This is a genomic window from Staphylococcus sp. GDY8P126P (assembly GCF_017891965.1).
Classification (GTDB): Bacteria; Bacillota; Bacilli; order Staphylococcales; family Staphylococcaceae; genus Staphylococcus; species Staphylococcus saprophyticus.
Window position 1 is genome coordinate 105,600 of the sequence record NZ_JAESKG010000001.1, and the last position, 12,568, is coordinate 118,167.

11 protein-coding genes are annotated in these 12,568 nt (G+C 32.8%); all 11 read right to left on the reverse strand.

The genetic code is table 11. The features are described 5' to 3' along the window. Nucleotides 1-51 precede the first annotated feature (51 nt). The 11 genes from asnS to aroA all read right to left on the reverse strand — a co-directional run bounded on the left by asnS (nt 52) and on the right by aroA (nt 12,563). On the reverse strand, nt 52-1,344 hold the full coding sequence (gene asnS, locus KA893_RS00520; protein WP_002483265.1) for an asparagine--tRNA ligase: 1,293 nt from the start codon (nt 1,342-1,344) through the stop codon (nt 52-54). A 91-nt stretch (nt 1,345-1,435) separates the two neighbouring features. After that, entirely contained in the window at nt 1,436-4,138 is a 2,703-nt protein-coding gene (locus KA893_RS00525) for a helicase C-terminal domain-containing protein (protein WP_041080666.1), read from the reverse strand. Between the two features lie 26 nt (nt 4,139-4,164). Beyond that, entirely contained in the window at nt 4,165-5,136 is a 972-nt protein-coding gene (locus tag KA893_RS00530; RefSeq protein WP_194375701.1) for a biotin--[acetyl-CoA-carboxylase] ligase, read from the reverse strand. Then, a complete protein-coding gene (locus KA893_RS00535) occupies nt 5,129-6,328 on the reverse strand; it encodes a CCA tRNA nucleotidyltransferase (RefSeq protein ID WP_002483262.1) in 1,200 nt (399 codons plus the stop codon). The genes KA893_RS00530 and KA893_RS00535 overlap by 8 nt, the downstream gene beginning before the upstream one ends. Further along, complete coding sequence (gene bshA, locus KA893_RS00540; protein WP_069821997.1) at nt 6,321-7,469, reverse strand: N-acetyl-alpha-D-glucosaminyl L-malate synthase BshA; 1,149 nt, start codon at nt 7,467-7,469, stop codon at nt 6,321-6,323. The genes KA893_RS00535 and bshA overlap by 8 nt, the downstream gene beginning before the upstream one ends. Before the next feature lie 32 nt (nt 7,470-7,501). Continuing rightward, complete coding sequence (locus tag KA893_RS00545; protein ID WP_037538413.1) at nt 7,502-7,819, reverse strand: nucleotide pyrophosphohydrolase; 318 nt, start codon at nt 7,817-7,819, stop codon at nt 7,502-7,504. 273 nt (nt 7,820-8,092) lie between these two features. After that, the gene (locus KA893_RS00550) at nt 8,093-8,788 is read right to left on the reverse strand and encodes a zinc metallopeptidase (RefSeq protein WP_011303074.1); all 696 of its coding nucleotides are present in this window, start codon (nt 8,786-8,788) and stop codon (nt 8,093-8,095) included. Nucleotides 8,789-8,827: 39 nt separating this feature from the next. Continuing rightward, complete coding sequence (locus tag KA893_RS00555; protein WP_041080663.1) at nt 8,828-9,427, reverse strand: DUF1405 domain-containing protein; 600 nt, start codon at nt 9,425-9,427, stop codon at nt 8,828-8,830. Nucleotides 9,428-9,431: 4 nt separating this feature from the next. Continuing rightward, nucleotides 9,432-9,992 (reverse strand): YpiB family protein, encoded by a 561-nt coding sequence (locus KA893_RS00560; protein WP_011303072.1) that lies wholly within the window; start codon nt 9,990-9,992, stop codon nt 9,432-9,434. A gap of 20 nt (nt 9,993-10,012) precedes the next feature. Next, nucleotides 10,013-11,260 (reverse strand): tetratricopeptide repeat protein, encoded by a 1,248-nt coding sequence (locus KA893_RS00565; protein WP_002483256.1) that lies wholly within the window; start codon nt 11,258-11,260, stop codon nt 10,013-10,015. Nucleotides 11,261-11,264: 4 nt separating this feature from the next. Then, complete coding sequence (gene aroA / locus KA893_RS00570; RefSeq protein ID WP_002483255.1) at nt 11,265-12,563, reverse strand: 3-phosphoshikimate 1-carboxyvinyltransferase; 1,299 nt, start codon at nt 12,561-12,563, stop codon at nt 11,265-11,267. Nucleotides 12,564-12,568: the final 5 nt, after the last annotated feature.

Genomic DNA, 12,568 nt, shown 5'->3' on the forward strand with positions numbered 1-12,568 from the left:
CCAGCCATTGATAACTAGACTGGACGTTTTTGACACATATTCTAAAATAAATTATGGGTATAAACGGTTTAATAAGCGTGGGAATGGTGCTGTTTCACGAACGTGTTCAACGCCTGATAACCAAGCTACAGTTCTTTCTAAACCTAAGCCAAAGCCACTATGTGGCACACTACCATAACGACGTAAATCTAAATAATAACTATAACTTTCAGCATCTAATTCGAATTGACTTAGTCGTTCTTTAAGTAATTCAAGATCATTAATACGTTCAGAACCACCTATAATTTCACCATAACCTTCTGGTGCAATTAAGTCTGCACATAAAACAGTGTCCTCATTTTCTGGATTAGGCTGCATATAGAATGGTTTGATTTTAGTTGGATAATTCGTGATGAACACCGGTAAATCATAGTGATTAGCAATCGCTGTTTCGTGTGGTGCACCGAAATCTTCACCCCACTCTATATCATCAAAACCTTGTTCTTTTAAGAAAATAACAGCATCAGCGTAAGTTATACGTGGGAATGGTGTTGTTACTTTTTCTAATTTAGATGTATCTCTGTCTAGCGCTTTTAGTTCTAATTTGCAATGATTCAATACTGATTTAACAACATGAGTGACATATTGTTCTTGTACTTCTAAACTTTGTGCGTGTTCACAAAATGCCATTTCTGGTTCTATCATCCAGAATTCAATTAAGTGACGACGTGTTTTAGATTTTTCTGCACGGAATGTAGGACCAAATGAGAATACTCTTCCGTGTGCCATTGCAGCGGCTTCCATATATAGTTGGCCACTTTGAGATAAGAAAGCATCTTGGTCAAAGTATTTTGTATGGAATAATTCACTTGTACCTTCTGGTGCACTTGCTGTTAAGATAGGCGGATCAATTTTTGTAAATCCGTTATCATTAAAGAATTCGTATGTGGCACGAATAATTTCATTTCTGATTTTCATAACCGCATGTTGTTTTTTTGAACGTAACCATAGATGACGATGATCCATTAAAAATTCTGTACCATGATTTTTAGGCGTAATTGGATAATCATGTGCTTCAGATATTACTTCTATTGATTTAACTTGCATTTCGTAACCGATATCAGAACGATTATCTTCGCTAATTACACCTGTCACATATAATGATGACTCTTGTGTAATTTCTTTTGCTTTTTGGAATATCTCTTCATCTACTTCAGCTTTAGCAACAACACCCTGGATAAATCCTGTGCCATCTCTTAATTGTAAGAAAGCAATCTTACCACTTGAACGTTTATTCGTTAACCAAGCACCGATTGTAACTTCTTGGCCAATATACTGTTTTGCTTCTTTTATCGTTGTATTCATAACCAGTCTCCTATAATAGTGTATTCTACTTTTTTTATCCTTATATATTTTAACAAAATCCATATATAAGTTCTAGTTGCTTGTGCTATGTTTATGGTTTCTTAGCGTTTTCTTTTTTTAATTTTTTAAGGAGTATAGAAAATTGCTTAATATCCCCTTTTTTCTGACGATATTGTTCTAATGATTGTTCAAAAAACTGTTTGTAATTACTACGAATTAAACGGTCATCAAAAGATACGATAATGCCTTTATCATTTTCACTACGAATTAATCTACCTAGCCCTTGTCTAAAGCGTGTCACAGCATCAGGTAACACATATTCTTTGAATGTAGAAGTAAACTCAGACTCCATCAACCAATATTTAGTATTATTTTGGTTCATAAACGGTAATTTAGCAATCATGACACATTTAATGCCATTTGACTGAAAATCGAAGCCTTCAAAAAATGTACCTGTACCTAACAATATGGCTTTATTAAAACTATTAAATTGTTGGACAATCTTATAGTTTTGGTTCTGTTGTTGTGTTAATACAACATAATCTTCAAATTCAGGCAATTCATTTATTAATTCTTGAACCATATGCATCATTTTATAACTCGTAAATAGGATCAGACATTTGGATTCTACAACAGATACGTATTCAATTACATAATTAACAATGGAACTTACATAATCGTTAATATTCTTATAATTATAAGATGATACATCATTTGGTATAAAGACAGTCGTTTGATTCGGTGATGTTACGGTCGTATCAATTTCATATGTGTTAAATTCAATATCTTTATTAAACCATTGTTTAAAGTTCTCAAAGGAATGATTGAATGTTAGTGTCCCTGAAATAAATGTTAGTGATTTGAATTTATCGAGCACTTGCTTCGTGAGGATTTCTTTAACATCGTAATCTTTAACATTAAGTCTTATAGTAGATTTCTGATTTAAATTTTTGATAGATAAATAACATGTGTGTTTATTTTTAAGACTTTGTTCAATATCTTTAAAACGATCATTAATATATAGAAATTGCTTTCTCACTGATTTAATTGATTTATGGCTCATACCATTAAAGAATTCTAACGTCATGTTTAATTTGTGAATAATGGCATGTAAGTCGTTTAATATAGGTGTGACATCAAAGTGATATACGAAATGAAGTTTATGGACTTCATCATCTTGTATTTCAGAAGATTGAATAATATCATACATCGTTGTAAACAATTGTTCATTCAAATCATGTATCTCATTCACAGTCGTTTTTAAGCCAAAAACATCTATAGGTGGTATGTCTAATTTTTCGAGAATACGTTGCTGTTCAAGTAGATCTATAGATTTTAGTAACTTTTCATTTTCAGTCTTACCAATCAACCCTAACTGATATTTAATATCTGCGTAACTCAATTCATTAGTTACTTGATTTAAAGCATAATCTGGCAGCCTATGTGCTTCATCTATAATACAATCATCAAATAATTGATAAATGGAGTTATCGTGAGCTGCGTGAATTAAGTGGGCATGGTTTGTGATACCAATTTGAATGTTTTGTGCATTGCGCTTAATAAAATTAAAATAATGTATATCATTACGGACTGGAACATAGGTTTCGAGTTTTTGTTCGAAATACATTTTTTGTCCGCCTTTTAAATCTAATTCCTGAATATCACCCGTGTCTGTTTCCGTAATCCAAATCAGTAATTGCATCTTCAAAATGCAAACTTCATAATTACTAGATTCTTCTTTAAGTATTTGACTTATTAACCCTAAAGCGATGTAGTCACGTTTGCTTTTGATTAGCGTCGCATTTATTTTGAAATCTAATGCTTTTTTAATCGCAGGAATATCCTTTTCTAATAATTGGTTTTGTAATAATTTTGTATTTGTAGAAATCATGACATGTTTGCCAGTTTCGATATTATACATCAGTGAGGCAAGTAGATAAGCAAATGACTTACCGCTTCCTAAAGGGGCTTCAATCATTGCTTTTTCACTATGCATGAGTTGTTCCAATATAATTTCAGATAAATATAATTGTTGAGGGCGATATGTTAACCCCAGTTCTTTAGTCACTAAAGTGTATAGTGCTTTTAAGTTACCACCGAATTGTACGGTTGGTGCTTTAAAATCTATTTGTTTTTTATATATGATTTGTTCGAATTGATCAAATCGATCACTAAGCGTTTGTTCATCATAATTTCGCACCATTTCAAATATAATATCATGTAAATCGTATTTTAGATTTTTACTTAGGTAATAAAGTTGCTTAAGTGTATCTAATGGTAAAGATTCAAATTTTTCGAATGCAATAATCATCAGTTGTGCCGTTGTGGCAGCGTCTTCATCAGCTCTATGGGCATTGTTTAAGATAATCCCATGTACTTCAGCTAGTTCGCTTAATTGATAGCTTTTATCCGTTGGGAAAGCAACTTTGAATAATTCTAACGTATCCATGACTTTCTTTGGACGATAATTGATATGGCATTGTTTAAATGATTTCTTGATAAAATTTAAATCAAACGCCACATTATGCGCTACAAATATACAACCATCTATTTGTTTGTATATATCTTCTGCAATTTCATGAAAATACGGTGCTTGATTTAACATATCTTCTTCAATTGAAGTTAAAGCTTGAATAAAAGGAGGAATTTCTAAATCTGTTTTAATCATGGAGTGATACGTTCCAATAATTTTATTTTCACGCACAAATGTTATGCCTATTTGAATAATTTCATCATAATCTAATTGGTTGCCTGTAGTTTCTAAATCTACGACAGCATAGCAAGGTTTTGCCATTCTACTTCCTCCTTTCATTATTTGAGTTATAATTCAATATCAGCGCTCATCAATTGGTGTTGTTGTTTATTCTCATCTAAAACAATTAAAAATCCATTATCATCTATATCAATGGCTTCACCTTTAAATTGAACATTATTTTCAGTGAATCTTAACTGTTTGTGCCATATATTTGAAGTAGCTATGTATTCATCACGAATAGATGAAAATGGTTCTTTAATAAATTGTTTATATCGATACTCGATTTGTGAAATAAGCACTTCTAAAAAATCATAACGATTCACTTTATCTTTCTTGTGTATTCTAATACTGGTTGCTTTTTGAGCTAATTCACCAGTAAAATCGCTTGGTTCTTGATTCATATTAATGCCAATACCACATATAACAGCTTCAATACCGTCACTATTAGCAACCATTTCGGTTAAAAAGCCACAGACTTTTTGATTATTGATATAAATATCATTAGGCCACTTTACAGAAACATCACTTTTACTAAATTGTTGAATAGCATCTCTTATACCAAGCGCCATAAATAAATTAAACTTAGTTATCATATCGAAAGGTACATCTGGTCGTAAAACAATTGACATCCAAAGCCCTTTTCCTTTGGCTGAAGCCCACGGTCTATTGAAACGGCCTTTTCCTTTCCTTTGTTCATCACTTAGGATTAAAAACGTATCTGTATTGCCTACTAATTTTTGTTTCGCTAATAATTGTGTGGACTCTACTTGATCGAATACGTCAACATGTTCAAATAAATGTTGAGATTGAATGGTTGGCATAACGATACCTTTGTACCATTTATCTGGTAATTGAATTAAGTGATGTCCTTTATGATTAATGGATTCTATCTGACACCCTTCTTCTTTTAATTGATCAATGACTTTCTTTACAGCTGTTCTTGATATAGAAAGTTGCTCAGCAATAAATTGGCCAGAAATGTATTCAGATTCATATTGGTATAACATATAGACAACTGCTTTACTATATTTAGACACGTGTTTTCACCCACTTTTTAAGTTCAGGTTTGAAATTGACTACTTCACCTGATATTATAGCGTATTCGACTTCACGTAAGGTTTCTTTGAGCCATGGTCCGCTTTTTTTATTCGCTATTTCTAATATATCTTTCCCATTGATATCCATTTCACTTCTTGACAGCATCGGTAATTGTTTTGCAACTTCAGTAACTGTTTGGTCGTTAACTATTAATGGTGATATAGATGTAATACGATTTCGTTTTAATTCATCTAAATAGCTTAATACTTCTAGTATATCTTTTTTTCCATAGTCATAAACAAATAATTTTAATTGTGATTTTGTTTGTACTTCATCTATTTGATCGATAAGTTGAACTAATGTTTTAATACGTTTTTTTTCATTGTTGCTCACTTTTAAATCAGCAATATTCGCATCTATTTCACGCTGTTGAGATATTAAAAACGCTACAAACGTCGTAAAAGGCATGGCATTACGTAATGTGAATTTGGTGATGTCGTAGTGTTTGAAAAATGGAATATATTTAAAAGCCATAAAATGCTTTAAATTATTAAAACTTTTCGATACAAAGTCACCATTTGTTAGTTTCTTTAATTCAACAACAATGCGTTCAATTGCCAAATATTTAATATCTGCAATGTGGTTGAACATCGCGGTAAAAGTAGCTTCTTCTAAGTGAAAGCCAAATTGTGATTGAAAACGTAAGCCTCTGATAATTCTTAATGCATCTTCATCAAAGCGTTCATCAGGATTACCAACAGTTCTAATGAGTTGATGTTTAATATCCTGCTGTCCTTCAAAGTAATCAAAGATTTGATAATTAATATCCATCGCAATTGCATTCATTGTAAAATCTCTGCGCTGTACATCATCATATAAGTTTCTAACAAAAAAGACCTCATTAGGTCTACGGTGATCATCATAATCACCCTCAGAACGAAAAGTTGTAACCTCATACTGCTCGCCTTTGTATATCACATTAATTGTGCCATGTTCTCTCCCAATAGGTATGGTCTTATCAAATACTGTTTCAATTTCATCCGGCGTTGCACTCGTTGTAATATCGATATCATGAATGGGTCTATTCATAAGATAGTCACGCACAGAGCCACCAACAAAATAGGCTTGAAAATGATGAGCTTGTAATTTTTCTAGAATTGGTTTGGCTGTTTCAAATAAAGAATTAGTCATTGTTACCCTCTAACATTTTTTTGTAATAATACTCATATTGATCTGCAATTAAATCAGATGAAAATCTGTTTGCAACATCTTCTAGCATTCGCGTTTGCATTTCGTGATATAGTTCAGGATTAGTTAGTAACTGAATCGAATACGCACTTGCAGCTTCATCGTCTCCAACATTAACGATATATCCAGTATCTTCATGTTTAATTACTTCTTTAATACCACCTGCAGTTGAACCAATTGGAACCACACCAGATTTCATAGCTTCAAGCAATGTTAATCCAAAGCTTTCTTTTTCACTCAATAATAGAACTAAGTCTGAAATTTGATAGAATTGACTCACCCAATTTTGCTTACCTAAAAACAACACTGCATCTTCTAAATTAAGTTGACGTGCTTTTTCTTTCATATCCATAAGTTCAGGGCCATCGCCAAGTAAGATTAATTTAGAAGGGATAGCTTTATGCACTCTTGCAAATGTATCAATAATCGTATCGATACGTTTCACTGATCTAAAATTGGACACATGAATCAGTACTTTTTCATCAGGATGGATACCGTAACAAGCTTTTAGTTGTTCATCCTCTGAAGTTGGTGTATTGAGTTTGGTAGGAAATTCTTTTTCTCTTACAAAATTATATATAGGGACAATCTCTTTATCAGTTTCGATGATATCATAAGTTTGTTGTGCAAGTGATTGACTTACACTCGTCACCACATCGCTGCCCTCAATACCGAATTTAATTGCATTTTTTAAAGAATGGTCATAACCGAGCACTGTAATATCAGTACCGTGTAAGGTCGTCATTATTTTTATATCTTTTTGTGACATATGTTTTGCTAATATACCACACACAGCATGAGGCACAGCATAATGCATATGTAGCACATCTAAGTCATATTCATTGATGACTTCAGCGATTTTTGTACTCAGTGTTATATCATAGGGTGGATATTGAAAAACAGCATATTGGTTTACTTCAACTTGATGGAACGTCATATTTGGTAAAGGCTTTCTTATTCTAAACGGTATATTAGATGTAATAAAGTGAATATCATGACCACGCTCAGCGAGTTTGATACCTAATTCTGTAGCTATAATGCCTGAACCACCCATAGATGGATAACAAGTGATGCCTATTTTCATAAGGCGGTACATCCTTTCTCATTCATGTAAAATTATTTTCGTTCGAAACGATTTTTGTCACGTGTATTAAATTTCTCCATCGTCTCATCAAAGCTTTCAGTTAAATCGATATCTAAAGAATTGGCAATACACATTAAGACAAATAAGTTATCTCCTAATTCTGCTTTAATTGTATTATCATCTTCTGAAGCTTTTTTCTTTTTCTCACCATATACATGATTGATTTCTCTTGAAAGTTCCCCGACTTCTTCAGTTAAGCGCGCTAGGTTCGCTAATGGAGAAAAATATCCTGTTTTAAACTGTCCAATATAGTCATCTACTTCGGTTTGCATTTCTTTCATAGATTTCATAATATATGCCTCTCATTTCTAACGGTTTCTTTTATAGTATAGACTAATTTTATGTTTCATGCATTATTCCTGCAACAGTTAAGGCTTATGCTTGATTGTGAAAAAATATATTTAGAAAGCAGTAGGATACTTGTGTATCTAGATGAGGAAAAATGTACTATACATAAGCAACTCAATAATTGTATTACAACGGTCGTATTTTGATTATGAGAAAATTTAAGAATTAGCACATAAAAAAACCCAAACATCAAAGATGTTTGGGAATCAATTATATTAATCACTTGATCTAGCAATTAGAATAAATCTTGCAAGTTCTGCTAAAGCAACTGCAGTTGATGCAACATAAGTCATTGCAGCAGCTGTAAGTACTTTTTTAGCATGACGATATTCTTTTTCATTTACGATATCTAAACTTTGAATTTGTTTCATTGCTCTACTACTAGCATTGAATTCAACTGGTAATGTGACAATTGAGAACAATACTGCAAATGACATAAATGCTATACCAATCCATAGTGCTGTAGAACCTAAAGTACTTTGTAAGCTTGTTAAAATAATACCTGCAAATACAGCTAAATAGCCGATTGAACTACCAATATTAGCAAGCGGTACTAAAGAAGTTCTGAATCTCAAGAAGAAATAGCCCTGCGCATGTTGAATTGCATGACCAACTTCGTGTGCAGCAATAGCAGTACCAGCGACTGAAGGTCTGCTAAAGTTAGCTGGAGATAGTACAAGTACTTTCTTACGTGGATCGTAATGGTCCGTTAAGAAACCTTGTCCTTCTACAACATCAACATCGTAAATGCCATTAGCATGAAGTATTTCTAAAGCTACTTCTTGACCCGTCTTTCCGCTTGTAGATCTGACTTGTGAATATTTTTCATAATTAGATTTAACTTTGTGCTGCGCCCAAAGAGGCAGTACCATTAATATAACAAAGTATATAATCATATAGATAAAAGACAAAAACCTCACTCCTTTATAAACATTTTACTGTGTCCTTCATTAGTGGTCAAATATTTTATCTTTTTCAAATCGAGTTAAATTTAAATATAGAATTAACGGAATAATACTCAACCAGAAAGCGAGATAAGCAACACCTTCAATATGACTCGCGATAAAATCATAATAGGGATACTGCATAAAAACGTAATCGATAATATCGTTATGAAATACCCAGATCATAGCAATAATAAATGCAGAAATAGATATTTTAAACCTTGGATAAAAGACGAATGCTTCAACTGCCATTACGCCATGCGATAGTATAAGCATGCAACCCGTAATCGTTACTGCATCGTATTGTATAAACATGATGATATTCATAATGACTGCCCAAACACCGTATTTAATAAGCGATACAAAGGCCAAAGCCTCAAAAATGGGTATTTGTTTACCGAATATATAGGCCAGAATGATAATACATAGAAACAGTGATGCAGTCGGACTATCAGGTACAAAGGCCTTAAATTGTATATCAGTAACACTAAGTTGACTACCGTACCATATATAACCATATGCCGTTCCTAGTAAATTACAAATAAGTAAGAAGTAAAGCACACCCTTATGATATATCATTGCATGCCATAACGTTTTTATATTCATAGCGTCAGTCCCTCGTTGATGTATTTACATTTCTTAATTTAAACGTGTTAAGGATTTGTGATAATTGATAAAACAACGCTTTATCATGTAATTGTAAACTTAAATCAATATTATCTTGTAAATGAGAAATAATAGAAGTCTCACTTTGCTTCGATAAAGGAATGCTGTATATATCTTGCATATATACAGCATAATAAGGTGAATTGAGTAATTGTGTTAACAATAAATTATCTAATTTATAATCTCTTTTTTGCGTGTCGCTAAAATATACTTTTATATCAAAAGACAAAGCATCATTTGCTATAAATTCAAAGATTTCATTGCTATTGATTAATTGTTGATTGTCTAGTGTAAATCTTATTGCAGGCTCTACCGTATTTTCTGTAGCTATTTCTAGTGTGTTATGATTTGGAATACGTGCATCTACAAAGTGTATTTGTTGCAATAAATTCGGTGATGACTTGATTAAATTCAATACCCATACACTAATTCTAGATTTAAACTGATAATGAAATAGAAGGTATTCAATAAAAGCTGCTTTAGATTGTTGTAGGGTATAAGTCATTCGAACCCACCTTTCCTAATTTAGAAAGATTGTAATCTTTCAGCTTCGTCGTGCCAAGTTTCATTACTAGGCTCTAATTCTAATAATTGGTCTAAAATCATTTTGGCTTGTTTAATTTGGCCAATTTCAATCAAATAATAATAGTAATCACTTAAAAATGCTGATTGTGTTTGTAACGTCGTATACGCTAATTCGAAAAAGTGTTGCGCTTCTTTATCTCGTTCTTCTTGGCCAAGTGCATAGGCAAGATGCCACATAAAGACAGGATCCAAGTCTTCTTCGTCAACATATTGTAGTAATCCTATGAGTGATTCGTAATCTTCTTCTTGTCTATATAAATCACTTAATATTAGTAAAGGTTCTTGGTATGCATTATCTACTTCTAATGCTTGAATAAGCAATTGGACACCTTCATTTGCATCGCCATGCTCTATTTGAATTGTTCCTGTAGAGACCATCAATTCTTTATAAAATTGTGTTAAGCGTAAACCTTCTTTACCAATTTCAATTGCATCTGCATGGTTGTGTTCATTTTCATATAATTGTTGTAAATAAAAATAAGCTTGTAAGAAATCAGGATCTTTAGATAATAAAGTCTGTACTAAATTAATTGCCTCTTGCGTAAGATCATTTTTTTCATAAGCAATTGCTTTTTTAAAATAGTCTTCAGAGTCCATCTCGTCTTCACTAATTTCATCAAACATTTTGATAGCATCGCTATAATTCCCACTTTGCAAACTACAGTCAGCTAGACGTGAAAATAAATTCACGCCATTCACTTCATATTCGCCTGTTTCAAGGACAGTTTCGTATTCAGACGTAGCTCTTAAATACTGTCCGTCAAAGTATAATAATTCTGCTAATGCATAATGAATAATTGGATCATTTGGTTCAATGTCAATTGCTTCATCAAGTTTACTAATTGCAACTTCAAGCATATTTAATTGTTGATATAAATCAGCTTCTAACATTAATCTTTCAGTGGATATTTCCACTTCACTTAAATACTCTAAGGCTTCATCAGTATGGTTCTCAGACATTAACCCTTCGATGAAATAGATTAATAGTTCACTTTCATCAGGATATTTGTGGTAAAGCGTACGGAACACTTCTAAGCCCTGAGGCATTAAACCATAATTATATAACGTTTCACCAAGAATAAATAATGCATCGTCTTTAGGGGAACTTAATGCATCATTTACCCGTGTATCTAGGTTATCTAATTTTTGTAAGTTGATATCGTCTATGAGTTTGTAGATATCTTCCATACTATTATCCCTCTTTTTCTAATTGTTTTAACTTTGGTAAGAAACCTGGGAAAGAAACATTGACAGCATCAAATTGCTCGATTGGTAGTGCTTCATTTGATAACAATGACGCGATGGCTAACATCATTCCAATACGATGATCAGTGAAACTGTTAACTGTCGCCGTTTGTTCAAATGCAGATGGGTGGATGATTAAACCATCATTCGTTGGTTGCAATGTAAACCCTAACAAATTAAGCATATTTGCGGTCGTATCAATGCGGTTTGTTTCTTTAACTTTAAGTTCTTCCGCTTCTTTTACAATACTTGTACCATTCGCTTGCGTACAAAGTAAGGCTACAATTGGAATCTCATCAATCGCTCTAGGTACAAGGTCACCATCAATATGAATAGGTTTCATATTAGGTGAATATTGCACGCGAATTGATGCTGTTGGTTCTGGATTATCTGTTTGATTAAATAATGTGATATTCCCTTCCATTTGTGTCACGATTTCTATGATACCTGAACGTGTAGGGTTAATGCCAACATTGTGAATTGTAATATCACTGCCCGGCGTAATCAAGCCAGCAACAATAAAGTATGCTGCGGACGATATGTCACCTGGTACGTGAAAATCAGCAGGTTTAATATGTTCGATACCAAGACTTGGCATTTCAATAATGTCATTATTTACAGCAATAGGTATATTGAAATGTTCAAACATCGTTTCTGTATGATTTCGTGTTGTATCAAATTCTTTAATTTTCGTTGGTTCATTAGCAAAAAGACTTGCAAAAAGAATTGCACTTTTAACTTGTGCGCTGGCTACTTCCATTTCATAAGTAATACCGCTGATAGAAGCAGGTTTAATAATCAGTGGCGTATAATTATCATTAATTCCAGTAATATTTGCATTCATGTATCTTAATGGTTTCATAATTCTATCCATTGGGCGTTTACCAATAGATTCGTCCCCAGATAAGACTGTTTCTATGCCGAGTCCGCATAATAATCCGGCGACTAAACGCGTCGTTGTACCAGAATTCCCAGTATATAACACTTGGTGTGGTGTTTTGAAATACTTATAGCCAGGTGAATCAATTTCGATTTTATCTTCATTGACTTCAATTTGAACGCCTAGAAGTTTAAATATTTCGACTGTACGAAGACAATCTTCACCTAGAAGCGGCTTATAAATGGTTGATTTTCCAGTTGCAAGCGAACCTAACATAATCGCTCTATGTGTCATTGATTTATCGCCAGGTACTTCGATTTCCCCAACAAGTGGTCCGTTAATTTCTACTAATTTACTATTTGACAATTTTT

Excerpts from the sequence above, each read along its gene's own strand:
- KA893_RS00560 (WP_011303072.1), bottom strand. The coding sequence starts at position 9,992 with ATGACTTATACCCTACAACAATCTAAAGCAGCTTTTATTGAATACCTT.
- KA893_RS00545 (WP_037538413.1), bottom strand. The coding sequence starts at position 7,819 with ATGAAATCTATGAAAGAAATGCAAACCGAAGTAGATGACTATATTGGA.
- asnS (WP_002483265.1), bottom strand. The coding sequence starts at position 1,344 with ATGAATACAACGATAAAAGAAGCAAAACAGTATATTGGCCAAGAAGTT.
- KA893_RS00565 (WP_002483256.1), bottom strand. The coding sequence starts at position 11,260 with ATGGAAGATATCTACAAACTCATAGACGATATCAACTTACAAAAATTA.
- KA893_RS00555 (WP_041080663.1), bottom strand. The coding sequence starts at position 9,427 with ATGAATATAAAAACGTTATGGCATGCAATGATATATCATAAGGGTGTG.
- KA893_RS00535 (WP_002483262.1), bottom strand. The coding sequence starts at position 6,328 with ATGACTAATTCTTTATTTGAAACAGCCAAACCAATTCTAGAAAAATTA.
- KA893_RS00525 (WP_041080666.1), bottom strand. The coding sequence starts at position 4,138 with ATGGCAAAACCTTGCTATGCTGTCGTAGATTTAGAAACTACAGGCAAC.
- bshA (WP_069821997.1), bottom strand. The coding sequence starts at position 7,469 with ATGAAAATAGGCATCACTTGTTATCCATCTATGGGTGGTTCAGGCATT.